Origin of the sequence: Fictibacillus sp. WQ 8-8 (assembly GCF_024494405.1) — a bacterium.
GTDB lineage: Bacteria > Bacillota > Bacilli > Bacillales > Fictibacillaceae > Fictibacillus_C > Fictibacillus_C marinisediminis.
In genome coordinates this window covers 200,833-224,344 of sequence record NZ_JAMXKG010000004.1, presented here as the reverse complement: position 1 = coordinate 224,344, position 23,512 = coordinate 200,833, and the positions used below count along the sequence as shown (strand labels likewise).

Below are 23,512 nucleotides of genomic sequence, written 5' to 3'. Positions count from 1 at the left end.
TTGCGTTATGTATGAAATCTTTCCTTTATTTTACGTTTTACCTCCTTAAGTTGCAATACGGAGCAGGGAATTATGGTATGATAATAAGGAATATTCAGAAAAAAATACGGGAGTGAGAAGAAATTATGTCACTACAAGATGCAGTGATTGTAAGCGCTGTCAGAACACCGATTGGCAGCTTCCTGGGAAGTTTGAAGGATATCCCCGCCACAGAGCTGGGAGCCATTGTAATTAAAGAAGCACTGTCGCGTGCAGGCGTTTCAGCGGATGAAGTGAGTGAAGTGATCATGGGGAATGTTCTTCAGGCAGGATTGGGCCAGAACCCGGCACGCCAGGCGGCCATGAAAGCGGGACTGCCGCAGAGGGTTTCCAGCATGACGATCAACAAGGTCTGCGGTTCCGGACTGAAGGCTCTTCATTTAGCCAGCCAGGCGGTCATGCTCGGAGAAGCGGAAGTGGTCGTATGCGGCGGAATGGAAAATATGAGTGCGGCGCCATATCTTTTGAACGAAGCAAGAAACGGGTTGCGCATGGGAGATGGCAAGCTGGTTGATTCCATGGTTCATGACGGATTATGGTGTGCCTTTAATGATTACCATATGGGAATTACGGCTGAGAATCTCTGTGACGCCTATGGCTTGAACCGCCAGGAGATGGATGAGTTTGCAGCAGACAGCCAGCAGAAATGTGAAAGAGCCATGGAGAATGGCAAATTTTCGGATGAGATCGTAACGGTTGAGATTCCGCAAAGAAAAGGAGATCCACTGCTGTTCTCAGAGGATGAATATCCGAAGAAAGGGACGACAGCTGAAAAGCTAGGAAAGCTGAGACCGGCATTTAAAAAGGACGGCACAGTAACAGCAGGAAATGCTTCAGGCATAAATGACGGCGCAGCTGCTCTTGTTGTTGTATCCAGAAAAAAAGCAGAAGAACTTGGCCTGACACCTCTCGCAAGAATTATAGCCAATGCAAGTGCAGGTGTTGATCCAAGCATAATGGGAATCGGCCCGGTAGATGCCACGAAAAAAGTGCTCGAAAAGTCAGGGATAACGCTTGAAGATATCGATTTGATCGAAGCGAACGAAGCGTTTGCGGCACAGTCGCTTGCTGTAGGAAAAGAGCTTCAGTTCTCAGATGAAAAATTGAATGTCAACGGAGGCGCAATCGCCCTTGGCCATCCAATCGGAGCAAGCGGCGCGAGAATCCTTGTGACCCTTCTGCACGAGATGAGAAGAAGAGAGAACCGGTACGGGCTTGCTACCCTTTGCATCGGCGGCGGCCAGGGAGTAGCTACAATCGTAGAAAATGAAAAGTGGCAATAAGGGGGGAGCAGAATGAAATCTATAGAAACCAGTGCACTGCATGCGATTGAAGAGATTAAGGACGGATCAACGCTGATGGTCGGCGGATTCGGTCTCGTTGGAATTCCTGAAAAATTGATTCTGGCGCTCGTTGAAAAGGGGACGAAGGATTTAACCGTCATCTCCAATAACTGCGGCGTGGATGATTGGGGGCTTGGCTTGCTCCTGAAGAACAAGCAGATTAGAAAAATGGTAGGTTCCTATGTGGGAGAAAACAAGGAGTTTGAGAGACAGGTGCTCTCCGGCGAAATTGAAGTCGAGCTGATTCCGCAAGGGACGCTTGCTGAACGGATCCGCGCGGGGGGTGCAGGCATTCCCGCCTTTTACACACCAGCCGGAGTCGGTACACCGATCGCAGAAGGCAAAGAAGTCCGCACATTTAATGGGAAAGAGTACCTTTTAGAAAAAGGGCTGACCGCTGACTACAGCCTGATCCGTGCGGCGCATGGAGACAAGGCAGGAAACTTGATCTACAACAAAACAGCAAGAAATTTTAACCCTATGATCGCAGCGGCAGGCAAAGTAACCATTGCAGAAGTGGAAGAGCTGCATGAAATAGGAGAATTGGACGCAGACCGTATTCATACACCGGGAATTTACGTACAGAAAATGATCGTCGCACAGCAGGAAAAGCGCATCGAGCGACTGACCGTTCAATCATAAGCAGAGAAAGCGGGGAATGGCGATGAATACTAGAGAAAAAATCGCAAGAAGAGCAGAAAAAGAGATTGAGAACGGATTCTACGTCAATCTTGGCATTGGAATGCCTACCATGGTTGCGAATTACATAAGTGAAAACAAGAGCGTTGTCCTGCAGTCCGAAAACGGCCTGCTCGGAATCGGTCCGTACCCGAGGGAATCTGACGTAGATCCGGACTTGATCAATGCAGGGAAAGAAACGGTTACGGCCATTAAGGGAGCATCTTACTTTGACAGTGCCGAATCTTTTGCCATGATCAGGGGCGGCCATGTTGACATCGCCATTCTTGGCGGGATGGAAGTTTCAGAGAATGGTGATCTGGCCAACTGGATGATTCCGGGCAAAATGATCAAAGGCATGGGCGGTGCGATGGATCTCGTCCATGGCGCAAAAAAAATCATCGTGATCATGGAGCATGTGAATAAAAGCGGCCAAAGCAAGATCTTGAAGAACTGCAGCCTGCCGTTAACAGGAAAAGGTGTCGTACACCGCATTATTACAGACAAGGCCGTTCTCGATGTGACAGAACAGGGTCTTAAGCTGGCAGAGGTAGCTGCGGGTTATACCGTTGAGGACATTCAAGCATGCACGGACCCTGATTTGATCATTGATGAAAATGTAAAAACGGACGCTTACTAACAGTTAAAACAAACGGGGAGGAAGATGATGAGTTCAGTCTATGTGGTGGAAGGGGCGAGGACACCCTTCGGGAGCTTTGGTAAATCATTGAAAAATATCTCATCCTTGCAGCTTGGAACAATAACCGCCCATGAAGCGCTTCAGCGTGCAAAAGTCAATCCTGAAGAAATAGGAGAAGTGGTGTACGGAAATGTGATTCATTCGAGCATTGATGCGGCTTACGCAGCAAGGCATATCGCACTAAGGTCGGATATTCCTGAAACGGTGCCGGCGATGCTAGTTAACCGGTTATGCGGTTCCGGCCTTCAGGCGGTGATCAGCAGTGCGCTTTCCATCCAAACCGGAGACGCACAGCTGGCGTTATGCGGAGGGATTGAGAACATGTCCATGAGCCCTCATTCGACCTTTAACCAGCGCTTTCAGGGACAGAAATTTGGAAACCTCCAGCTTGAAGATATGCTTCTTCACACCTTAACAGATCAGTATATCGGGTGCGGAATGGGGATTACCGCTGAAAACCTGGCAGAGATGTACGGTATAACAAGAGAAGAACAGGATCAATATGCGCTTTTGAGCCACCAAAGAGCCGCAAGAGCGATTAGCAGCAGCCGTTTTGCTGAAGAGATCATTGCGGTTGCAGTTGATGAAAAGAGGAAGCAGCAGCTGGAAACGGACGAACTCGTCAAACCCGACTCCACTCTGGAACAGCTTTTAGCACTGAGACCGTCGTTTAAAAAAGACGGAACCGTAACAGCAGGAAATTCAAGCGGGATTAATGATGGTGCTGTATCTCTTATTCTGGCAGGAGAGGAAAGCGTTCAGAACAAACGAGTTAAACCGATGTCGAAAATTGTGTCATGGGCAGTCTGCGGGGTTGATCCAAAGATTATGGGAATCGGCCCAGTTCCTGCCGCACAAAAGGCATTGGCCAAAGCAAACCTGACGATTGGAGACATGGACCTGGTTGAAGTAAACGAAGCGTTTGCTTCACAGTATCTGGCGGTTGAGAAAGAATTGGGGCTAGATCGGGAAAAAACCAATGTCAACGGCGGAGCGATTGCACTCGGCCATCCAGTGGGAGCAAGCGGAGCAAGGCTCTTGCTTTCTTTATCTTATGAACTCCGGAACCGGGGCGGTAAGTATGGTTTAGCGAGCCTGTGCATCGGCGGAGGCCAGGGAATTGCCATGATTATAGAGAACGTTTCATAAATAAAAGCTTCACGGCCGCCCATGATGACAGCCGTGAAGCTTTTTCATTTTATCTTCTATGCTGTTCATAGACGTTCTTTTTAGACAACGAACGGACGGCGCTAACCTCATCGGAAGCCAGTTCATGCATAGTGCTGGCTCCGATATTGGAAAGAAGCTGTTCCACAGAACTCGCGCCTGGAATAGCCGAAGCGACAGCAGGGTGATGAAGAGCATAACGGATCGCAGTCTGGCTCAAACGGTTTTCACTTCCAAATTCGCTGTGCAAGTGTTTGACGAGTTCCTGGATCTCCTTTCCTTCATAATCCAAGTACTGATCGCTTTCGTTGCGCTGCAGCGCTCGTTTAGAGAGCCAGCCTTTCGCAACAGGTCCGCGTGCGATCACGCTGATGTTTTTATCATGAAGAAAATCAAGCATCTCTTCCTCCGGGCGACGGTCAAGAATGCTGTACTGCATCATGACACTCACGATGTCTGAATGTTCCGCATAATACGATATCACGTTTGGTCTGATCGAAGAGATACCATATTCCCGGATGTGGCCTTCCTTTTTCAGTTCATCGAAGGCGGCGATGGTTTCATCCATATTGTCTTCAATGGTTCCCCCATGGAGCTGATATAAGTCGATGTAGTCCGTCTGCAGGCGGTGGAGGCTGTCTTTTACCGCTGTTTTTATGTATGTCTTTGATGGATCCCAGTCCCAGCCCTCTTTACCCGCGGTCCAGCGGTTGCCAACTTTAGTGGAGAGAACGATCTTGTCTCTGAAAGGCTTTACGCTTTTTCCTACAAATTCTTCATTCCAGCCGAAGTGATAAAGATCAGCGGTGTCGAAAAAAGTGACGCCTTCGTCATACGCTCTTTGAATCATTTCTCTTCCTTCTGTTTCATTACCAGGCTCAATGGACATGCAGCCGAGCCCGATTTCGCTTACAAACAAATCAGAGGCTCCAAGTTTATTCTGCTTCATGGGAAAATCATCTCCTTGTTTGAGTGAATTACAAAAAGAGTAGCATGAAAACAGGCAAAAAAAAACCTTCCAGCCTGGAAGGGGTCAGCGTTTATGTCCTGGGGAGGAAGTGATCCACTCCTTTACAGTGGAATGCTGCTTCATATAGTGCTTGAGCATATATTTAATCTGCCAAGCTTTTCCTACCAATGTTACACCATTATGCTGGATATACACTTTCACGGGTTTCCTCCTCAATATGGCGTTATCTTGTTCATCATTACCGGCTTATGATAGACTTTATGTAGCCAAATAAGATATAGAACCAGGAGTGAGACAAGCAATGGATCATTTAAAAGAAACGACAATATCAACAACCCCGGTTTATTCTGGAAAGATCATAGATTTAGAAATACAGGAAGTCCTGCTTCCCAACGGCAACAAAAGCAAGCGCGAGATTGTAAAACATCCCGGGGCAGTAGCTATTATTGCCCTTACACCGGAAAATAAACTGCTGCTTGTGAGACAGTACCGTAAAGCCTTGGAAAAGACGATCGTTGAAATACCAGCAGGAAAGCTTGAGAAGAATGAAGATCCGCTGGAGTGTGCGAAGCGTGAACTGCTCGAAGAAACAGGCTATGAATGCGGATCGCTTGAGTATTTATCATCGTTCTATACCTCACCGGGATTTGCAGACGAATTGATCCACCTGTATTTCACGGATTCCCTTAAAGAGTGCAAAGAACAGCAGCCCGATGAGGATGAGTTTCTGGATGTTCTTGAAGTATCTATTGAAGAGGCGGAGGAATTCGTAAAAAACCAGCAGATTCACGATGCGAAGACCGCTTATGCCGTACAATATGTACTATTGAAGAGAAAGCTTGAGAAAGATGCTTAATACGTATTACGCGGACCTGCATGTACATATCGGAAGGTCGCGTTCTGGAAAGCCTGTAAAGATTACGGGGGCCAAATCCCTGACTTTATCTGCTATTTTAGATATGGCTTCTGCCGTTAAAGGAATCGATCTTCTTGGCATCATTGACTGCCACGTGCCGGAAGTGATTCAAGAACTAGAGGAGATGCTAGAATCGGGAGTCATGGCTGAACACGAAGAAGGCGGATTATGGTATGAGAAGGTGTGCCTTCTGCCAGGGTCCGAAATCGAAATCTATGATGAGAACTGCAAAGGGCCTATCCATGTTCTGGTGTTTTTTCCTACACTTGAAAAGATGAAACAGTTCAGTTTTTATATGGCCGGCCGGATGAAAAATATTACGTTAAGCTCGCAGCGAATCTACGAGTGGGCCCATAACCTTCAAAGAAAAACGAAAGAACTGGGAGGACTGTTTATCCCGGCTCACGTGTTCACTCCGCATAAGAGCTTGTATGGAAAAGGGGTAAACGCTTCTCTTTCGGAAGTTTTCCTTCCAGACCTCATAGATGCCATCGAACTCGGTTTAAGTTCGGATACGTCTATGGCTTTTGCTGTTGAAGAACTGATGTCCTATCCATTTCTTTCAAATTCAGACGCGCATTCTCTGGAAAAGATCGGACGGGAATACCAGACGATCCGGATGGAGAAACCTACTTTTCTGGAATTCAAACAGGCATTAAAAGAGGAACAGGGGAGGGGGATTACAGCCAACTACGGCTTAAATCCGAGACTCGGCAAGTATTATGAAACGACCTGCGCTAAATGCTCTGCGTTCATCGAGGAAGAGAAAGGGACCGTATGCAAACAATGCGGGAGTTCATCTACGATACGAGGTGTTAAAAACCGGATCAATGAATTAGGAAAATGCGCCATGCACCAGTCAGATCACAAAGAAAGGCCGCCTTATATCCATCAAGTTCCACTGGAGTTCATTCCTGCTCTTGGACCGAAAACGCTGCAAAAACTAAGGGATCATTTCGGAACGGACATGGCGATCCTTCATGAGGTAGAAGAAAAAGATTTAATGGAAGCTGCTCCGCAAACGATCGTGCATCATATTCTGCGTGCAAGGGAAGGCAAGCTATCTTTCCAGTCTGGCGGGGGCGGCAAGTACGGGAAAGTAGCATCAGGCAAATCTAGCAGATAAAAAATAGACATACCTCCCTCTGACTTTCATAGAATGAAATAAGAGATTAAGGGAGGAAATAGAGATGCGGTCTATTAAAAGGTTTGTACTGTTTCACCTTCAAGAGCATTATTCGCTGTATGTGTTTGTATCCGTCCTCTTGCTGATGGGCGTTATTTTTGGAGCTGTTATTGTAAACAGCCTGACACTGAGCCAAAAACAGGACCTGCTGAATTATTTGTCCCGGTTTTTCGGGGAGGTCTCCAAAGGGAGTTTTGCTGATCCAGAGGATATGTTCTCACAAAGCTACAGCCATTATATTAAATATATAGCGGTGATGTGGATTCTTGGGCTGTCTGTTATCGGACTGCCGGTCATCTTGATCATGCTCTTCATTAAAGGGGTAGTCATCGGGTTTACGGTCGGTTTTCTCGTGAATCAGATGAGCTGGCACGGATTCTTGCTCGCTTTTGTTTCCGTTCTTCCACAGAACCTCATTCTGGTTCCGGGTTTGATCGTGGCAGCTGCCGCTTCTATTCTATTTTCCGTTAAAATGATCAGACAGCAGTTTTTGAAAAAATCGAGCGACCCCTTTTTTCCAAAGTTCTTTAAATATTCAGCTCTCATTATCGCAGTAGGATTGTTCCTGGCTGTTGCATCCGCCTTTGAAGCGTATCTTTCACCGCTTCTGATGGAAGGAGTCATGAGTTTGGGGTCCAAATAAAGAATAAAAACTACCATAAAATAATAATTATAAACTGCAAATTATAATTATTTTAAATTGACACCTTTTCTTTCCATGCCTTATAATAATCATGTGAAACATAAGGGAGGATTAGGTATGGAAAGCCGTCTTGACCGGATCAAAAAACAGCTGCATTCCCAGAGCTATAAGCTTACTCCCCAGCGAGAAGCTACAGTTAGGGTCCTCCTGGAAAATGAGGAAGATCATTTAAGTGCAGAGGACGTCTATCTTCTTGTGAAGGAGAAATCACCAGAGATAGGTCTTGCTACTGTCTACCGTACATTAGAACTATTAACTGAACTGAAAGTAGTCGATAAAATAAATTTTGGAGATGGCGTATCGAGATATGATCTTCGTACAGAAGGAGCAGCTCACTTCCATCATCATCTCGTTTGCCTTGAATGCGGAGCGGTCGATGAAATCCAAGAGGATCTGCTGGGAGATGTGGAAAAGGTCGTTGAAGAGGGCTGGAATTTTAAAATTAAAGACCACCGCCTCACTTTTCATGGCATCTGCCACCGCTGTAACGGAAATGATAAAAATGATGAGACCCCTTGATGAAAGGTACTCATCATTTTTTATTTATTTACAAATCCGAAAGAATCAGTTAACGTAAAGTTGTAGTAAAATTAGAAAATGTGTATATAACCGCAATTCTTTGGCATAACCTGTACTAATATTATAGTACGGGGAGGCCGCTGAACCATGAGATCTTGGCTGAGGTTATGCTGGAACACATCAAAAATATTTTTATCTTTTACAGCTTGCACATTGTTATTCTACTTTGGGCTGCTTTGGATCAACCAGGAGTACCAGGATTATCACCGGTACGATGTGCCGAAGGGGAAAGCGGTCAAGGTTTTCCAAAGTGACGCTGCCACTACGAATAAAGAGGAGAGCAATTGGCTCATCCGATTGCTGTTTTTCTACGAATCCAGTGAATAAGGAGCGCAGATATGACAGATCATGTCCAGGATTTTATTCATTATTTAATAGTCGAGCGTGGTCTTTCTAAAAACACGGTGGATTCTTACCGCCGCGACCTTGAGCAGTATGTGCTTTTCATTGAAAAAGTGGAAAACATTTCAGATATCAACCAGATTCAGCGTGCAAATATAATAGGTTACCTGCTTCATCTTAAAGAAAACGGCAAGGCTACAACAACTATTGCGAGGAACATTGCATCTATCCGTTCGTTTCACCAGTTTCTGCTTCGTGAAAAGGCGAGCGAATCTGACCCATCTGTACATATTGAAACACCCAAAGCTGAACGCAAGCTTCCGAAGGTGCTGGCTATGAACGAAGTGGAAGCGCTTTTAGATACGTCTGATACCCATGAAACGTTCGGGATCAGGGACAAGGCCATGCTCGAGCTGCTATATGCGACCGGGATCAGGGTGACGGAACTGGTAAGCCTAGATCTTGCCGACGTCCATTTATCGATGGGGTTTTTGCGTTGTCTTGGAAAAGGAAACAAAGAACGTATTATTCCGCTCGGTAAAATGGCGACAGGGGCCATACAAACCTATTTGGATAAGGGCCGTCCTGCACTTTCAAAAGGCAAGAGCGGGAACGCTTTGTTTTTGAACCACCACGGAAACCGTTTATCAAGGCAAGGTTTTTGGAAAATTTTAAAACAGCTTGCCAAAAAAGCAAATATTGAAAAAGAATTGACTCCCCATACGCTTAGACATTCGTTCGCGACGCATTTGCTGGAAAATGGAGCGGATCTGCGGGCGGTACAGGAGATGCTCGGCCATGCAGACATTTCCACAACGCAAATCTATACCCACGTGTCGAAAACAAGGCTTAAAGATATTTACGCTGCGTATCATCCAAGGGCTTAGCCTTTTTTTTCACATAGATGTCTGACTTCTGACATCATCGCTCCGAGTTTGTTCAAGCGGGTGTGAGGATATAGTATCTAAAGATGAATTAATTAGTTTTGGAGGTTTTTAAGAATGAAATATAAAAAGTTCAAACGCACGTTTTTGATTGTAATGGATTCTGTCGGAATCGGAGAAGCACCGGATGCCGGAAAGTTTGATGATAAAGGATCGGATACACTTGGCCATATCGCTGAAAAAATGAACGGGCTTCATATGCCGAACATGGAATCTTTAGGCCTGAGCAACATTCGGGAAATCAAAGGGATCAAGCCTGCAGAAAAGCCGAAAGCACATTTTGCTAAGCTTCAGGAAGCATCGAACGGCAAAGATACGATGACAGGGCACTGGGAAATCATGGGCCTTCATATCGAACAGCCTTTTCAAACGTTCCCAGAAGGATTTCCTGATGACTTGATTCAGGTGCTTGAAGAAAAATCCGGACGCAAGATCATCGGCAACAAACCGGCTTCAGGGACGAAAATTCTGGATGAACTGGGTGAGGAGCATGTGAATACAGGAGCGCTCATCGTCTATACCTCTGCGGATTCCGTTCTGCAAATCGCGGCTCATGAAGAAGTGGTCCCGCTTGAAGAACTGTACAAAATCTGTGAGATAGCAAGAGAACTTACCAAAAACGATAAATATATGGTCGGCCGCATTATAGCGCGGCCGTTTGTAGGCAAACCCGGTGACTTCAAACGGACAGCCAACCGTCATGATTATGCGTTGAAACCGTTTGAGAGAACGGTTATGAACGAACTGAAGGACAGCGGTTATGATGTGATCGCGCTCGGGAAAATTTCCGACATCTATGACGGTGAAGGAGTTACGGAAGCGATCCGCACCAAATCCAATATGGATGGCATGGATCAGCTCGTTAAATCGATGGATCAATCGTTTACGGGGCTGAACTTCATAAACCTTGTTGATTTCGACGCCCTGTTCGGACACAGAAGGGATCCAAAAGGTTATGGACAAGCTCTTGAAGAGTTTGACGCCCGCCTTCCGGAGGTTTTTGAAAAACTTAACGAAGATGATGTTCTGATTATTACAGCCGATCACGGAAATGATCCGGTTCATCATGGAACAGACCATACGAGAGAATATGTTCCGCTTCTTGTGTATTACAAAGGAATCGAATCAGGAAAACCTATAAAGGTGAGTAAAACCTTTGCCGATATCGGGGCGACGGTAGCCGCCAACTACAATGTGAAGATGCCTGAATATGGAAAAAGCTTTCTTGATCAACTAAATTAGGAGGAAAAGAAATGGGAGAATTGAAACAGATACAGACTGCTGCAAACTTTATTCAAGAAAAACTGTCCGCAAAACCGGAAATCGGCCTCATCCTAGGATCAGGTTTGGGGATATTGGCTGATGAAATCGAAAATGCTGTTATTCTTCCTTACGGCGAAATACCTGAATTTCCTGTATCGACGGTTGAGGGGCATGCCGGCCAGCTTGTTATTGGGGAGCTTGAAGGCAAACAGGTCATTGCGATGCAGGGCCGTTTTCATTATTATGAAGGCTACACTCTGGAGAAAGTCACCTTCCCTGTCAGAGTCATGAAGGAGCTTGGTGTGGAGAGTGTCCTCGTGACAAATGCAGCAGGCGGGATCAACACTTCTTTTGAAGCAGGAGATCTGATGCTGATTACGGATCATATCAATAATCTGAGCGACAATCCTTTAATCGGACCAAACGACAGCTCCTTTGGGGTCAGGTTTCCCGATATGTCTGAAGCTTACACTCAGAGCCTGCAGGAAATTGCGCGCAGTACAGCTTCATCCCTCAGCATAACGTTAAAAGAGGGAGTCTATGTGGCGAATTCTGGTCCAAGCTATGAAACGCCGGCAGAGATTCGCATGCTCAGAACATTGGGAGGAGATGCAGTAGGTATGTCCACTGTCCCCGAAGTAATCATAGCTCGCCATTCAGGAATGAAGGTTCTCGGACTTTCCTGCATTTCGAACATGGCAGCAGGAATTCTAGACCAGCCGTTGACCCATGATGAAGTAATGGAAACAACTGAACGGGTTAAATCCAATTTTCTTGGTCTTGTAAAAGGAATCGTAAAAACCATTTAAGGGGAGGAAGAAAAATGGCTACACTATTAACCAAAATGAATGAAGCAGCAAATATGATCCAATCCAGAACAGAGGGGATGCATCCTGAAATCGGCCTTATTCTTGGTTCAGGTCTTGGGGAGCTAGCAGATGAGATCGAAAACGCCGTTCAGATCGATTACAGTGATATCCCTCATTTCCCGGTATCAACGGTTGAAGGCCACGCAGGTAAATTGGTCATTGGAACGCTTAACGGAAAAACGGTTTTAGCAATGCAAGGAAGATTTCATTTCTATGAAGGCTACAGCATGCAGGATGTTACCTTTCCTGTCCGTGTGATGAAAGGCCTTGGAGTAAAACTTCTAATCGTGACAAACGCTTGCGGAGGTATGAACCCTGAATTTTCAGCTGGTGATCTCATGATCATTGATGATCATTTGAATATGACAGGAGCGAACCCTCTGATCGGTCCAAATGATGCTGAACTTGGACCACGTTTTCCTGACATGAGCACAGCATATACGCCTGAACTTGTTCAATTTACGAAAGATACAGCAGCAAACCTTGGAATTAAAGTGCAGCATGGAGTATACGCAGGGATCACTGGTCCGACCTACATGACCAAAGCCGAGCTTCGCATGCTGCGTACGGTAGGCGGAGATGCAATTGGAATGTCTACCGTTCCGGAAGTAATCGTTGCCAGCCATATGAGCTTGAAAGTCATCGGAATCTCCTGTATAACCGACATGGCGATCGCGGATGAGCTTGAACCGCTTACGCATGAACAAGTGGTGGCAGTTGCCAACCGGACAAAACCGAAATTTATCAACTTGGTTAAAGAATTAGTCAAAAATGTTACTTTGTGAAGAAAGCGGTGTTTGAATATGAGAATGGTAGATTTGATTGAAAAGAAGAGAGACGGCAAAGAACTGACGAAAGAAGAAATTGATTTTATTATTACGAACTATACTAACGGAAGCGTGCCTGATTACCAGATGGCAGCCTTCGCGATGGCTGTCTATTTCCAGGACATGACAACAGAAGAGCGTGCTAACTTTACCCTAGCGATGGTGGAGTCCGGCGATCAGATTGATTTGTCCGGCATTGAAGGAATCAAAGTGGATAAACACTCTACTGGCGGCGTAGGTGACACAACAACATTAGTCCTGGCTCCATTGGTAGCTGCTCTGAATGTTCCTGTCGCTAAAATGTCCGGCCGAGGCCTTGGCCATACCGGCGGAACGATCGACAAGCTTGAAGCTGTACCAGGTTTCCACGTAGAGATCGATAACGAAGAGTTCATCTCTCTCGTGAATAAAAATAAGGTAGCCGTTATCGGCCAAAGTGGTAATCTGACGCCCGCTGACAAAAAATTATACGGCTTGCGTGATGTTACAGCGACTGTTAACTCCATTCCATTGATCGCAAGCTCGATCATGAGCAAGAAGATCGCAGCTGGTGCAGATGCAATCGTTCTTGATGTTAAAACGGGTGCAGGCGCGTTCATGAAAACCGTTGAAGAAGCAGAAGAACTCGCAAAAGCAATGGTTCAAATCGGGAATACCGTAGGCAGAAATACAATGGCTGTCATTTCTGACATGAGCCAGCCTCTCGGATTTGCCATCGGTAACGCACTTGAAGTAAAAGAAGCCATCGATACTTTAAAAGGCCAAGGCCCTGAAGATCTTGAAGAGCTTTGCCTAACGCTTGGAAGCCACATGGTATTTCTGGCTAAACAAGCTGAATCCCTTGAAGAAGCACGCGGGAAATTAAAAGAAGTCATGACGAACGGCAAGGCATTGGAACAGCTGAAAACGTTCTTGAGTGCACAAGGCGGGGATGCATCCGTAGTCGATGATCCGTCTAAACTTCCGCAGGCGAAATATACGTTTGAAGTAGAAGCTAAACAAGATGGATATGTTTCAGAGATCGTTGCTAATGAGATCGGAACAGCGGCTATGCTTCTAGGCGCAGGACGTGCGACTAAAGAATCTGAAATTGATTTGGCTGTCGGACTTATGCTGAAGAAGAAAGTCGGCGATCAAGTTGCTGCTGGAGATTCGCTGGTTACGATCTACAGCAACACAGAAGACGTGAAAGCAGTCGTTGAGAAAATTCATGCGGCTTACACGGTATCATCAGAAAGTGTTACAGCTCCTACTCTTGTATACAAAGAGATCAAAGAATAATTATTTCTCTTGAGGATCATCCATTCGGATGATCCTTTTTGCTTTTCTTCCATCCCCTGTATAAACGGAAAATTAATGGAAAAAATAGGGGTATCATGAATTGGAGGGAAAATGCAATGAAACGATACATAGTGGTTGCTGTTGCGATGGCACTCCTGCTATCCGTTGGCGGAGGTCGTACGTTTGCTGCTGAAAAAACATTAAATCTTGCTCCAAATTCTTCATCTGCCATTTTAATCGAGCGTGATACAGGTACGGTATTATTTAATAAGAACAGCCATAAAAAACTGCCGCCTGCGAGCATGACAAAAATTATGACGATGATTTTAATCATGGAAGCACTGGATTCCGGTAAAATTAAACTTACTGATCCCGTCCGGGTAAGTGAGTATGCCGCGTCAATGGGAGGCTCTCAAATTTTCCTTGAGCCGGGCGAAGAGATGACCGTTCATGACATGATGAAAGGAATCGCCATTGGCAGTGCAAATGATGCTTCTGTCGCGATGGCTGAGAAAATCGGAGGATCCGAGTCTTCTTTCGTAGACATGATGAACAAAAAAGCAAAACAGCTGAGACTCAATGAGACATTCTTTAAAAATGTGACGGGACTGCCTGCAGCCGGCCACTATTCTTCTGCTCACGATATGGCAATTATGGGCAAGGAACTTTTGAAGCATGAAGAGATTACGAAATATACCGGCCTTTACGAAGAATACCTTCGCCAAAACACATCGAAAAAATTCTGGCTCGTGAACACGAACAGGCTTGTAAAGTTTTATCCAGGGACAGACGGTTTGAAAACCGGATTTACCCAGGAGGCCAAGTATTGCCTTACAGCTACAGCTAAAAAGCATGATATGCGTGTCATCGCTGTTGTGATGGGTGCACCGAATCCGAAGGAACGGAACAAGCAGATCACCGAAATGTTTGATTATGCCTTCTCTCAGTACGCAACTAAGAAATTGTATGATCGCCATCAAATTGTGAAGCAGGTTAAAATCCAGAAGGGGAACAAGCAGAGGCTGGCGGTTGTAACTTCTGAAAGTATTTCTGTCCTTTCCAAGCGCGGTGAAAAAGAAAACAAAGTGAATCCAAAGATCACAGTTACTCCTGATCTGAAGATGCCGATCAAAAAAGGCCAGCAGGTAGGGACACTCAGTATTGTTAAAGGTGGAAAAACGATCACCAAAAGCCCGCTGCTTGCATCTGAGAATGTGAAGAGCGCTTCTTGGTGGAGTTTATTTAAACGTACGATTGGCCATATGGCAAAATCGTCTTAATTGCATGATTTGACTAATATGGACGAATCCGCACTAGTTTTGTAATAGTGGAGGATTTCGTCCTTTTTTTATCGAAACATTTTCGTATCAAGAAAAAGGAGGAGAGAAAGTTGAGTCTTAACATCGGGCTGGAGATTAAGCATACCGTTTTATGTATACGCCTTGAAGGGGAACTGGACCATCATACCGCTGATGAACTGAGGTCAAAGGTTGATGATATTTTAAAGAGCAAAAAGATTGAACATATCATGCTGAACCTTGAAGGTTTGGCTTTCATGGACAGTTCTGGCCTCGGCGTTATCCTTGGCAGGTATAAACAGATCAAGAACAATCACGGTGAGATGGTGGTATGCGCGATCTCTCCGGCAGTTAAACGTCTATTCGACATGTCTGGCCTCTTTAAGATTATCAGGCTGGAAGAAAATGAAGAATATGCCCTACAAACACTGGGGGTGGCTTAACATGAGAAACGAAATGAAAATCCAGTTTTCGGCGCTTAGCCAGAATGAATCGTTCGCGAGGGTTACAGTCGCTGCTTTTATTGCCCAGCTGGATCCGACAGTGGATGAATTGACAGAGATTAAGACGGTCGTCTCTGAAGCGGTAACCAATGCTATTATTCATGGCTATGAGAATCGTGCGGATGGAATCGTATACATTGAAGTCACTATTGATGAAGATACGGTTAAGCTGACAATCAGAGATAAGGGGATAGGAATCCAGGATCTCGACGAGGCGAGACAGCCGCTGTTCACTTCAAAACCTGAGCTTGAACGGTCTGGAATGGGCTTTACGATCATGGAGAATTTTATGGATGAGGTGGAAGTGATCTCAGAACCTTCCTATGGCACCACGATTCACTTGACTAAATTCCTGGCAAAAAATAAAGCGGTTATCAATTAAGGGGTATGCCTTATGGATGTCGAGGTTAAAGGCGGTAAGAATGAATCGTACTTTAAGGATGAGGAAATCAAGTTATTGATCAAACAAAGCCAGGAAGGCGACCAAACTGCCCGTGATTTGATCGTGGAGAAGAACATGCGCCTTGTCTGGTCAGTCGTACAGCGTTTTATCAACAGGGGATACGAACCGGACGATCTTTTTCAAATCGGCAGCATCGGCCTCCTAAAGTCGGTGGATAAGTTCGACCTGAGTTATGACGTACGCTTTTCTACGTATGCCGTTCCGATGATCATCGGAGAGATCCAGCGGTTCATCCGGGATGATGGTACAGTAAAGGTCAGCAGATCGCTGAAAGAAATGGGGAACAAAGTAAGGAAAGCGAAGGATGAATTGTCAAAAGGTCTTGGCAGAACACCTACTGTCAATGAAGTCGCTGAAAAGCTGGAGATCACCGTTGAGGAAGTCGTGCTTGCACAAGAAGCTGTACGTGCACCGACGTCCATCCACGAGACCGTCTATGAAAACGACGGAGATCCTATCACACTTCTTGACCAAATCGCAGATACAGCTGATAACAAGTGGTTTGACAAAATCACCTTGCAGGAGGCCATCGAATCTCTAGATGAAAGGGAGCGGGTTATCGTTTATCTCCGCTACTACAAAGACCAGACACAGTCGGAAGTGGCTGAGCGCCTTGGCATCTCACAGGTCCAAGTCTCTCGCCTTGAAAAGAAAATATTAGCTCAGATGAAAAGCCAGATGGATTAACCAGTCCATTTGGCTTTTTTATTTTGCAAAGATTTCGCATTGGCAATTGATGGATAATCCGGGTATGAAGAATGAGACAACTTTACCAAATACATACTAAAAACGAATGTCGAAGAAAACAGGAGGCACAACCATGGAGGAATCTACTGTTTACATACGTATGAGACAAAAGGTTCAGGTTGTTCTTCATCAGCCCGTTACACTTGGAACGGCCGCACAGATTGTCGCATCACCGGCAGCTGCCAAAAAGCTGCAGGACCTGATTGTTCATCAAGTAAAACCGGCAGATAAGCATCTGGTTGTTCTTGATGTTATGAAGGTCGTGAAACAGATCCAGGATGTTCTGCCAAATTGTGATATCCAAACGGTAGGCCCAGCCCAAACGATACTTGAAATACAATTTAAAAAGAAGAAAATGGCACCTGTATATTTTGTACTTGTTTGGCTGCTCCTATTTATCGGTTCAGCCCTTGCCATTATGAATTTTCACGAGGATGTAAGCATGCAGGTGGTCCATCAGAAGATCTATTTTATGATTACCGGCAGCTATAACAATCAGCCTCTTCTTCTGCAGATTCCCTATTCATTTGGGCTTGGGCTCGGAATGGTCTTATTTTTTAACCATGTATTCAAGAAGAGGCTGAACGAAGAACCGAGTCCTCTGGAAGTTGAAATGTTTAAATACCAGCAGGATCTGGATCAGTATGTCGTTATTCATGAGAACAAAGAGACCGAGAAGAAGATCCATGGAGATTAAGAGTGTTTTCCTTGCTTTTATCGGTTTAGGCGGTGGTATTGCTGTAGGATCGGGATTTGTTGCTTTTTTAACGGTTCTTGGGATTATTCCCCGGCTGATGCAGCTCAGTAAAACGTACTGTTTTATACGGGCTTATGAGTGGAGTGTTGTTTTAGGGGCAGTGATCGGGGGATGGCTGAACTTGAGAAATGCCTCCATCCATTCCTCGCCGCTGCTTCTCATTCCGATCGGGATCTTTTGCGGTGTATTTATCGGAATGCTTGCCGCGGCCTTAACCGAAGTGCTGAACGTACTCCCGATCCTGGCAAAAAGAATCGGGTTCGGAGAAAAACTTCTCGTGATACTAATGGCGATCGTATTAGGAAAAGTGTTGGGATCTTTGTTTCATTGGATGGTATACGTAAATCAATAAGACAGGAGAAATGAACATGTCCAGTAAAGAACAGCAGCAGGCTTATGCCGAAAAAATCAAACCCTTGCAGCCGAAACCACCTTATTTCATAAACTGCCTGAAGGCATTTTTGGTGGGTGGATTCATCTGCATTATAGGTGAAGCCCTTCAGAAGTTTTATATGACCTATTTCAACTTTAATGAACAGACAGCAGGCAATCCAACTGCAGCTACACTGATCCTCATCGCGGCTTTGCTGACAGGCATCGGGGTGTATGACAAGATCGGACAGTTCGGCGGCGCAGGATCAGCTGTGCCGGTTACAGGGTTCGCCAACGCTATAACGAGCGCCGCCCTTGAACACAAGAGTGAAGGGATCGTATTAGGAATTGCTACCAACTTATTCAAACTTGCAGGTGCAGTTATTGTTTTCGGAGCTGTATCAGCCTATATCTTCGGAATGATCAGGTATGCGTTTAAAACACTAATGTAAAGGAACGATGGATATGAAACTGCTCGGCAGGCAAACGTGGAAATTTGGAGAACAGGTCTTTTTAAATTCAACAGGAACGGCGGTAGGCCCAATGGAAAGTGAAGGCCCGCTCGGAGCGATGTTTGATGTAAAGTACAACGAACTTCATTGTAATGAAAAGAACTGGGAACTCGCAGAGCGCCGTTTGATGGAAGATTCAATCACGAGCTGTCTGAACAAGGCAAAATTGTCAAACGAGGATATTAATTTTTTCCTTGCTGGCGATCTGCTCAATCAGGTTGTAACAGCAAACTATGTGGCAAGAGCTAATGAAATTCCTTTCCTTGGTGTCTTCGGAGCCTGTTCCACTTCGATGGAATCTCTTGCAGTCGGTGCTGCCCTGGTGGATGGGGGCTACGCCAATCGGGTAGTGGCAGCCGTAAGTTCACATAACGCTACAGCTGAACGCCAATTCCGGTACCCGACTGAATATGGCGGACAGAAGCCGGATACGGCAACGTTCACGGTGACAGGAGCGGGGGCTGCTCTCGTCAGCAGAGAACCATCATCCATAAAAATAACCGCAGCCACGATTGGAAAAGTAAAAGACTTTGGGATCAAGGATCCTTTTGACATGGGTTCAGCCATGGCTCCTGCAGCGGCAGACACGATCGCAGCTCACTTAAAAGAGACCGGAAACGATCCTGATTATTATGATCTGATCGTAACAGGGGACCTTTCAGCAGTCGGTTCACCGATCGTTAAGATGCTCTTAAGTGAGCAAGGTGTAGATATCTCAAAAAATCACAGAGATTGCGGTCTGATGATGTACCGTCCTGATCAGGAAGTGTTTGCCGGCGGAAGCGGCTGTGCCTGCTCTGCAGTCGTAACATACGGCCACCTTGTAAAAGAACTCCAATCAGGTAATTTGAACCGGATTTTAGTCGTAGCCACTGGGGCACTCCTGAATCCGACGATGATGCAGCAGAAAGAATCCATTCCAACGATTGCTCACGGAGTAGTTCTTGAAAGTACAAAGGAGGTGCTTAAGTAATGGAGTATTTATGGGCATTTTTAGTCGGAGGCGCCATATGTGTAGTCGGCCAGCTCATGATGGATGTGTTTAAATTAACTCCTGCACACGTCACCACCTCCTTTGTTGTCGTTGGAGCAGCGCTGGATGCATTTGGAATTTATGATAATCTTATTAAATTTGCAGGTGCAGGAGCTACTGTTCCGATCACGAGCTTTGGGCATAACCTGCTGCATGGTGCGATGGCATCAGCAGACGATCATGGGTTTATTGGAATAGCCATGGGAATCTTTGAACTGACTTCAGCCGGTATCTCATCTGCCATTCTATTCGGTTTTCTGGTCGCATTAATATTTAAGCCTAAGGGGTGAAAACATTGGGAAAGAAGCGTGTCATCCTCATTACAGACGGAGATTTATATGCTTTGCGAGCAGTAGAGCATGTAGCCAGAAAAATAGGTGGACGCTGTATTTCCCAGTCCTGGGGGAACCCTTCGAAAATAAGCGGGCACCAGCTTGTAAGAATGATCATGCAGACGCCCCACGATCCCGTCCTCGTCATGTTCGATGATTGCGGATTCCGCGGCGAAGGCCCGGGAGAACTCGCAATGAGAATTGTGTGCAGCCAACCGGACATCGAGGTGCTCGGCGCAATAGCCGTCGCATCCAAAACCCATCATTCGGAATGGACTAAAGTTCATTTTTCCATCGACCGGTATGGGAGCTTTACAGAATACGGGATTGACAAGAGCGGTGTTCCCGATTTTGAGACAGGCAGGATCAACGGAGATACCGTCTATATACTTGATGAATTGAACCTCCCGATCGTCATCGGTATCGGTGATATCGGAAAGATGGCCGGCCATGACGCAGTGGAAAAAGGAGCCCCGATTACAAGTATGGCGGTTGAAACCATTTTAGAAAGGAGCGGTTATAATGCAGGGATCGAAAGAAAGGAAAAAGACACTAATCAGTAAAAAAATCCAAGAGAACGAACAGCAGCTGAAATCACGGCTGGGCATCGGAATCAGCTTTGATGTGGGTGTCAGGAAACTGCATCTATTAAAAAAAGAAGTCCAGATCTATTATTGCACTGGACTATGTGACAGCCTTTTTATCATTGAGATCATGAGAGAGCTCATGGACATGGACCATGGGCATCGGGCTCCCTCCAATGTAAAAGAAATTCTTCATGAACATCTGTCTCACCAGCAGGTGGAACTGACCGACAATTTGGAGATTGCTATTGACCGCATGCTCTCTGGATTGATTGCCGTCTTTCTTGAAGGGGAAGACCAAGCTTTCATCGTGGATGTCCGTAGCTATCCGGGCAGGCAGCCGGAAGAACCGGACACTGAAAAGGTAGTCCGCGGCTCCCGTGATGGATATACGGAAAATATAATTGTCAATACTGCTCTTACCCGCAGGCGGATCAGGGATGAACGGCTCCGCCACGAAATAATGCAGGTCGGTAAACGATCCAAAACAGACATCTGTATCTGCTATATCGATGACATTGCCGATCCCGGGCTCGTCAAGCTTGTCAAACAAGAATTGCAGAGCATTGACATCGACGGTATTCCAATGGCGGATAAAACTATCGAAGAATTTCTCGTAAAGCAAGGCTGGGATCCTTTTCCGCTCGTCCGTTATACCGAGCGGCCGGATGTCGCCGCACAGCATCTCATGGAGGGGCATGTTCTGATTATTACGGATACAAGCCCATCGGTCATCATTACCCCGACTACTTATTTCCACCATATTCAGCATGCTGAAGAGTTCAGGCAGACCCCGATGGTAGGAGCTTTTATCAGATGGGTCCGTTTCGCAGGGATTATCGCTTCACTTTTACTTGTGCCTCTCTGGTACCTCTATGCCACTCAGGAAAACCTGCTTCCTCCTAATATTGATTTTATCGGTCCGAACAAGACGACGCATATTCCTTTATTTCTGCAGATCCTCTTTGCTGAGATCGGGATAGAAATATTGAGGGTAGCGGCCATCCATACCCCCAGTCCGCTGTCGACGGCGATGGGTTTGATCGCTGCCGTATTGATCGGACAGATCGCGATCGATGTCGGACTGTTTGTTCCTGAAGTTATTCTCTATGTTTCTATAGCGGCGATCGGCGGTTTCTCGACCCCAAGCTATGAGCTGAGTGTAGCCAATAAGATGCTCCGGCTCCTGCTGCTATTCTTAACTGCCATTTTCCATGTGCCGGGATTTGTAGGTGGGGCCACCTTAATAATACTTTATCTGTGCTCGATGAAGAACTTGAATACCCCTTACTTATGGCCATTCATACCGTTTAACGCAAAAGCCTTCCTGCAGATTGTCATCCGGCTCGCTGTGCCGCTCTCAAAGATCAGGCCAAGCATCGTCCATCCGCAGAACAGAAAAAAACAGCCGACTTCCTAAGAAGTATTGCCGAAAGAATAAATTTGTGATAAATTTGTTCATAACAATTGGATATGCCTCATTTATTGATAATGGGGTAGAGGCGCAAAGCGGATCAGTAGGATGATGGAGTGAATGGACATGAAGAAATCATTTTAAAGGCCAATTTGCCGAAGTGTGAAGATGGTCCATACATCCTCATGCTGGGTCGCTGCCGAACAGACAGCGGACTGTCACTGCATCATGCAGTGGAGAACTATTCCGGCAAATGGGGGTACGGTGTAAGACAGCTAATGTACCTTAATACATTAGCTGTCTTTGTTTTTCGTCGGAACAGAATCTCTAATGGAAAAGCAGAGGGGAGATTTTTTCATGTATTTACATGGTACTAGTTCAATCAATGATGACAATCACTTAACAATCGGCGGGGTTGACACCGTTCAGCTGGCGAGTGAATATGGTACACCGCTTTATATTTATGATGTAGAGCTGATCCGCAAGCGTGCGAGGTCGTTCAAGAAAGCGTTTGAGGAACAAGGGATCAAAGCACAAGTGGCTTATGCAAGCAAAGCGTTTTCATGTTTGGCGCAAGTGCAGCTGATGGACGAGGAGGGAATGAGCCTGGATGTCGTATCTGGCGGGGAGCTGTATACCGCTCTTTCAGCTGGTTTTCCGGCGGATCGTATTCATTTTCATGGAAACAACAAAAGTTACGAGGAACTTCAATATGCTCTTCAATCGGAGATCGGATGTTTTGTTGTCGATAACTTTCATGAACTCCGCATGCTCGAAAGCCTTTGCAATCAGCTGAACAAGAACACATCCATCTTGCTGAGGGTTACTCCGGGTATTGAAGCTCATACACACGAGTACATCCTGACTGGGCAGGAGGATTCCAAGTTCGGTTTTGACCTTCAGAACGGCCAGGCAGAACAGGCGGTTCTAGAGTCGCTTGAATCACACCGTCTGAACCTCTTGGGCGTTCATTTCCATATCGGTTCACAAATCTTTGAGACCACGGGATTTGTTCTGGCGATTCAAAAGCTTTACGAATATCTCGGTAGATGGGACAAAGAATTTTCTTTCTTTCCTGAAGTCCTGAACCTCGGAGGCGGATTCGGCATCCGCTATACAGAAGAAGATGAACCGCTCGAACCGAAAGAATACATTGACGCGATGATTCAGGAGATCACCAGGTTATCTACTAGCGCCTCTGTTGCTGTTCCGGAAATTTGGATTGAACCCGGGCGTTCACTGGTAGGAGATGCAGGAACGACCATCTACTCGATCGGCTCTCAAAAAGATATACCTTCTGTCCGTCACTATGTGGCTGTCGACGGGGGCATGAGCGATAACATTCGTCCTGCTCTATATCAAGCCCAGTATGAGGCCGCGCTTGCAAACCGTGCTGGTGAAAAAGGAACGAAAAAAGTTTCAATCGCCGGGAAATGCTGTGAATCAGGGGATATGCTGATCTGGGACATCATGCTCCCGGAGACGAAGAGCGGAGACTTGCTCGCTGTCTTCTGCACGGGTGCTTATGGCTATTCCATGTCCAACAACTATAACCGCATACCCCGGCCGGCGGTCGTTTTTGCTGAAAAAGGGAAAGCTCGCCTCGTTGTGAAAAGAGAGTCTTACGAAGATCTTTTACGCCTGGATCTTCCTTTAAAGAACGGCGTGTTTGCCGGCAATTAAGATGAGC

Annotated in this window: 28 protein-coding genes and 1 riboswitch; of the genes, 26 read left to right on the top strand and 2 right to left on the bottom strand. The window is 45.9% G+C overall.

Annotated features, from left to right (window positions below):
- Window positions 1-125: 125 nt before the first annotated feature.
- The 4 genes from M1K46_RS10650 to M1K46_RS10635 are packed head-to-tail and all read left to right on the top strand — an operon-like array spanning window position 126 to window position 3,909.
- Entirely contained in the window at window positions 126-1,322 is a 1,197-nt protein-coding gene (locus tag M1K46_RS10650) for an acetyl-CoA C-acetyltransferase (protein WP_256225989.1), read from the top strand.
- 12 nt (window positions 1,323-1,334) lie between these two features.
- Entirely contained in the window at window positions 1,335-2,024 is a 690-nt protein-coding gene (locus M1K46_RS10645; protein WP_062235200.1) for a CoA transferase subunit A, read from the top strand.
- A gap of 22 nt (window positions 2,025-2,046) precedes the next feature.
- Entirely contained in the window at window positions 2,047-2,700 is a 654-nt protein-coding gene (locus tag M1K46_RS10640) for a CoA transferase subunit B (RefSeq protein WP_091004791.1), read from the top strand.
- A 27-nt stretch (window positions 2,701-2,727) separates the two neighbouring features.
- A complete protein-coding gene (locus tag M1K46_RS10635) occupies window positions 2,728-3,909 on the top strand; it encodes a thiolase family protein (protein WP_062235205.1) in 1,182 nt (393 codons plus the stop codon).
- A gap of 49 nt (window positions 3,910-3,958) precedes the next feature.
- Here the strand turns inward: M1K46_RS10635 and M1K46_RS10630 are convergent, their stop codons facing one another.
- Entirely contained in the window at window positions 3,959-4,876 is a 918-nt protein-coding gene (locus tag M1K46_RS10630; RefSeq protein WP_062235208.1) for an aldo/keto reductase, read from the bottom strand.
- Between the two features lie 84 nt (window positions 4,877-4,960).
- Window positions 4,961-5,098, bottom strand: a complete 138-nt coding sequence (gene mciZ / locus M1K46_RS10625; RefSeq protein WP_062235211.1) for a Z-ring formation inhibitor MciZ — start codon at window positions 5,096-5,098, stop codon at window positions 4,961-4,963.
- 100 nt (window positions 5,099-5,198) lie between these two features.
- On the opposite strand from mciZ, the gene M1K46_RS10620 reads away from it, so the two are divergent.
- From M1K46_RS10620 to lysA, 22 genes are all read left to right on the top strand, one after another.
- Window positions 5,199-5,753 carry an NUDIX hydrolase gene (locus tag M1K46_RS10620; RefSeq protein WP_256225988.1) on the top strand — a complete coding sequence of 185 codons (555 nt, stop codon included), beginning with the start codon at window positions 5,199-5,201 and terminating at the stop codon, window positions 5,751-5,753.
- A complete protein-coding gene (locus M1K46_RS10615; protein WP_256226145.1) occupies window positions 5,746-6,939 on the top strand; it encodes an endonuclease Q family protein in 1,194 nt (397 codons plus the stop codon). Before M1K46_RS10620 ends, M1K46_RS10615 begins: the two co-directional genes overlap by 8 nt.
- 64 nt (window positions 6,940-7,003) lie before the next feature.
- A complete protein-coding gene (spoIIM, locus tag M1K46_RS10610) occupies window positions 7,004-7,642 on the top strand; it encodes a stage II sporulation protein M (RefSeq protein WP_256225987.1) in 639 nt (212 codons plus the stop codon).
- A gap of 117 nt (window positions 7,643-7,759) precedes the next feature.
- On the top strand, window positions 7,760-8,221 hold the full coding sequence (locus M1K46_RS10605) for a Fur family transcriptional regulator (RefSeq protein ID WP_053357985.1): 462 nt from the start codon (window positions 7,760-7,762) through the stop codon (window positions 8,219-8,221).
- A gap of 147 nt (window positions 8,222-8,368) precedes the next feature.
- Window positions 8,369-8,608 (top strand): YqzK family protein, encoded by a 240-nt coding sequence (locus tag M1K46_RS10600; RefSeq protein ID WP_053357986.1) that lies wholly within the window; start codon window positions 8,369-8,371, stop codon window positions 8,606-8,608.
- Between the two features lie 11 nt (window positions 8,609-8,619).
- Window positions 8,620-9,510 (top strand): site-specific tyrosine recombinase XerD, encoded by an 891-nt coding sequence (xerD, locus tag M1K46_RS10595; protein WP_062235225.1) that lies wholly within the window; start codon window positions 8,620-8,622, stop codon window positions 9,508-9,510.
- A gap of 114 nt (window positions 9,511-9,624) precedes the next feature.
- Window positions 9,625-10,809, top strand: a complete 1,185-nt coding sequence (gene deoB, locus M1K46_RS10590; RefSeq protein ID WP_256225986.1) for a phosphopentomutase — start codon at window positions 9,625-9,627, stop codon at window positions 10,807-10,809.
- 11 nt (window positions 10,810-10,820) lie between these two features.
- Entirely contained in the window at window positions 10,821-11,639 is an 819-nt protein-coding gene (locus M1K46_RS10585; RefSeq protein ID WP_256225985.1) for a purine-nucleoside phosphorylase, read from the top strand.
- A gap of 14 nt (window positions 11,640-11,653) precedes the next feature.
- Window positions 11,654-12,484, top strand: coding sequence for a purine-nucleoside phosphorylase (locus M1K46_RS10580; protein WP_091004805.1), 831 nt, complete (start codon window positions 11,654-11,656; stop codon window positions 12,482-12,484).
- Between the two features lie 18 nt (window positions 12,485-12,502).
- Window positions 12,503-13,807: a pyrimidine-nucleoside phosphorylase gene (locus M1K46_RS10575; protein WP_256225984.1), complete on the top strand. Its 1,305-nt coding sequence runs from the start codon at window positions 12,503-12,505 to the stop codon at window positions 13,805-13,807.
- A gap of 116 nt (window positions 13,808-13,923) precedes the next feature.
- The gene (locus M1K46_RS10570) at window positions 13,924-15,087 is read left to right on the top strand and encodes a D-alanyl-D-alanine carboxypeptidase family protein (protein WP_375162193.1); all 1,164 of its coding nucleotides are present in this window, start codon (window positions 13,924-13,926) and stop codon (window positions 15,085-15,087) included.
- 110 nt (window positions 15,088-15,197) lie between these two features.
- A complete protein-coding gene (spoIIAA, locus tag M1K46_RS10565; protein ID WP_053357993.1) occupies window positions 15,198-15,548 on the top strand; it encodes an anti-sigma F factor antagonist in 351 nt (116 codons plus the stop codon).
- Window position 15,549: 1 nt separating this feature from the next.
- Window positions 15,550-15,990 (top strand): anti-sigma F factor, encoded by a 441-nt coding sequence (gene spoIIAB, locus M1K46_RS10560; RefSeq protein ID WP_053357994.1) that lies wholly within the window; start codon window positions 15,550-15,552, stop codon window positions 15,988-15,990.
- 12 nt (window positions 15,991-16,002) lie between these two features.
- Window positions 16,003-16,758 carry an RNA polymerase sporulation sigma factor SigF gene (gene sigF / locus M1K46_RS10555; RefSeq protein WP_256225983.1) on the top strand — a complete coding sequence of 252 codons (756 nt, stop codon included), beginning with the start codon at window positions 16,003-16,005 and terminating at the stop codon, window positions 16,756-16,758.
- Window positions 16,759-16,891: 133 nt separating this feature from the next.
- The gene (locus M1K46_RS10550) at window positions 16,892-17,515 is read left to right on the top strand and encodes a stage V sporulation protein AA (protein ID WP_256225982.1); all 624 of its coding nucleotides are present in this window, start codon (window positions 16,892-16,894) and stop codon (window positions 17,513-17,515) included.
- A complete protein-coding gene (locus tag M1K46_RS10545) occupies window positions 17,505-17,927 on the top strand; it encodes a stage V sporulation protein AB (RefSeq protein ID WP_091004814.1) in 423 nt (140 codons plus the stop codon). Before M1K46_RS10550 ends, M1K46_RS10545 begins: the two co-directional genes overlap by 11 nt.
- A gap of 16 nt (window positions 17,928-17,943) precedes the next feature.
- Window positions 17,944-18,399, top strand: a complete 456-nt coding sequence (gene spoVAC / locus M1K46_RS10540; protein WP_053357998.1) for a stage V sporulation protein AC — start codon at window positions 17,944-17,946, stop codon at window positions 18,397-18,399.
- A gap of 13 nt (window positions 18,400-18,412) precedes the next feature.
- Window positions 18,413-19,432, top strand: a complete 1,020-nt coding sequence (spoVAD, locus tag M1K46_RS10535; protein ID WP_256225981.1) for a stage V sporulation protein AD — start codon at window positions 18,413-18,415, stop codon at window positions 19,430-19,432.
- The gene (gene spoVAE / locus M1K46_RS10530; RefSeq protein ID WP_062235246.1) at window positions 19,432-19,782 is read left to right on the top strand and encodes a stage V sporulation protein AE; all 351 of its coding nucleotides are present in this window, start codon (window positions 19,432-19,434) and stop codon (window positions 19,780-19,782) included. Before spoVAD ends, spoVAE begins: the two co-directional genes overlap by 1 nt.
- A gap of 5 nt (window positions 19,783-19,787) precedes the next feature.
- Window positions 19,788-20,387: a stage V sporulation protein AE gene (locus M1K46_RS10525; protein WP_062235249.1), complete on the top strand. Its 600-nt coding sequence runs from the start codon at window positions 19,788-19,790 to the stop codon at window positions 20,385-20,387.
- The gene (locus M1K46_RS10520) at window positions 20,347-21,828 is read left to right on the top strand and encodes a spore germination protein (RefSeq protein ID WP_256225980.1); all 1,482 of its coding nucleotides are present in this window, start codon (window positions 20,347-20,349) and stop codon (window positions 21,826-21,828) included. The genes M1K46_RS10525 and M1K46_RS10520 overlap by 41 nt, the downstream gene beginning before the upstream one ends.
- A 69-nt stretch (window positions 21,829-21,897) precedes the next feature.
- A riboswitch (Lysine riboswitch) is annotated at window positions 21,898-22,074 on the top strand.
- Between the two features lie 105 nt (window positions 22,075-22,179).
- Entirely contained in the window at window positions 22,180-23,505 is a 1,326-nt protein-coding gene (gene lysA, locus M1K46_RS10515; protein WP_256225979.1) for a diaminopimelate decarboxylase, read from the top strand.
- Window positions 23,506-23,512 lie beyond the last annotated feature (7 nt).

Excerpts from the sequence above, each read along its gene's own strand:
- M1K46_RS10600 (WP_053357986.1), top strand. The coding sequence starts at position 8,369 with ATGAGATCTTGGCTGAGGTTATGCTGGAACACATCAAAAATATTTTTA.
- M1K46_RS10605 (WP_053357985.1), top strand. The coding sequence starts at position 7,760 with ATGGAAAGCCGTCTTGACCGGATCAAAAAACAGCTGCATTCCCAGAGC.
- lysA (WP_256225979.1), top strand. The coding sequence starts at position 22,180 with ATGTATTTACATGGTACTAGTTCAATCAATGATGACAATCACTTAACA.
- M1K46_RS10585 (WP_256225985.1), top strand. The coding sequence starts at position 10,821 with ATGGGAGAATTGAAACAGATACAGACTGCTGCAAACTTTATTCAAGAA.
- M1K46_RS10615 (WP_256226145.1), top strand. The coding sequence starts at position 5,746 with ATGCTTAATACGTATTACGCGGACCTGCATGTACATATCGGAAGGTCG.
- spoVAD (WP_256225981.1), top strand. The coding sequence starts at position 18,413 with ATGAAACTGCTCGGCAGGCAAACGTGGAAATTTGGAGAACAGGTCTTT.
- M1K46_RS10645 (WP_062235200.1), top strand. The coding sequence starts at position 1,335 with ATGAAATCTATAGAAACCAGTGCACTGCATGCGATTGAAGAGATTAAG.
- M1K46_RS10570 (WP_375162193.1), top strand. The coding sequence starts at position 13,924 with ATGAAACGATACATAGTGGTTGCTGTTGCGATGGCACTCCTGCTATCC.
- spoIIAB (WP_053357994.1), top strand. The coding sequence starts at position 15,550 with ATGAGAAACGAAATGAAAATCCAGTTTTCGGCGCTTAGCCAGAATGAA.
- M1K46_RS10650 (WP_256225989.1), top strand. The coding sequence starts at position 126 with ATGTCACTACAAGATGCAGTGATTGTAAGCGCTGTCAGAACACCGATT.
- spoIIM (WP_256225987.1), top strand. The coding sequence starts at position 7,004 with ATGCGGTCTATTAAAAGGTTTGTACTGTTTCACCTTCAAGAGCATTAT.
- M1K46_RS10545 (WP_091004814.1), top strand. The coding sequence starts at position 17,505 with ATGGAGATTAAGAGTGTTTTCCTTGCTTTTATCGGTTTAGGCGGTGGT.
- xerD (WP_062235225.1), top strand. The coding sequence starts at position 8,620 with ATGACAGATCATGTCCAGGATTTTATTCATTATTTAATAGTCGAGCGT.
- M1K46_RS10575 (WP_256225984.1), top strand. The coding sequence starts at position 12,503 with ATGAGAATGGTAGATTTGATTGAAAAGAAGAGAGACGGCAAAGAACTG.
- spoVAE (WP_062235246.1), top strand. The coding sequence starts at position 19,432 with ATGGAGTATTTATGGGCATTTTTAGTCGGAGGCGCCATATGTGTAGTC.
- deoB (WP_256225986.1), top strand. The coding sequence starts at position 9,625 with ATGAAATATAAAAAGTTCAAACGCACGTTTTTGATTGTAATGGATTCT.
- M1K46_RS10520 (WP_256225980.1), top strand. The coding sequence starts at position 20,347 with ATGCAGGGATCGAAAGAAAGGAAAAAGACACTAATCAGTAAAAAAATC.
- spoVAC (WP_053357998.1), top strand. The coding sequence starts at position 17,944 with ATGTCCAGTAAAGAACAGCAGCAGGCTTATGCCGAAAAAATCAAACCC.
- M1K46_RS10635 (WP_062235205.1), top strand. The coding sequence starts at position 2,728 with ATGAGTTCAGTCTATGTGGTGGAAGGGGCGAGGACACCCTTCGGGAGC.
- M1K46_RS10620 (WP_256225988.1), top strand. The coding sequence starts at position 5,199 with ATGGATCATTTAAAAGAAACGACAATATCAACAACCCCGGTTTATTCT.
- M1K46_RS10640 (WP_091004791.1), top strand. The coding sequence starts at position 2,047 with ATGAATACTAGAGAAAAAATCGCAAGAAGAGCAGAAAAAGAGATTGAG.
- M1K46_RS10550 (WP_256225982.1), top strand. The coding sequence starts at position 16,892 with ATGGAGGAATCTACTGTTTACATACGTATGAGACAAAAGGTTCAGGTT.
- sigF (WP_256225983.1), top strand. The coding sequence starts at position 16,003 with ATGGATGTCGAGGTTAAAGGCGGTAAGAATGAATCGTACTTTAAGGAT.
- M1K46_RS10630 (WP_062235208.1), bottom strand. The coding sequence starts at position 4,876 with ATGAAGCAGAATAAACTTGGAGCCTCTGATTTGTTTGTAAGCGAAATC.
- M1K46_RS10580 (WP_091004805.1), top strand. The coding sequence starts at position 11,654 with ATGGCTACACTATTAACCAAAATGAATGAAGCAGCAAATATGATCCAA.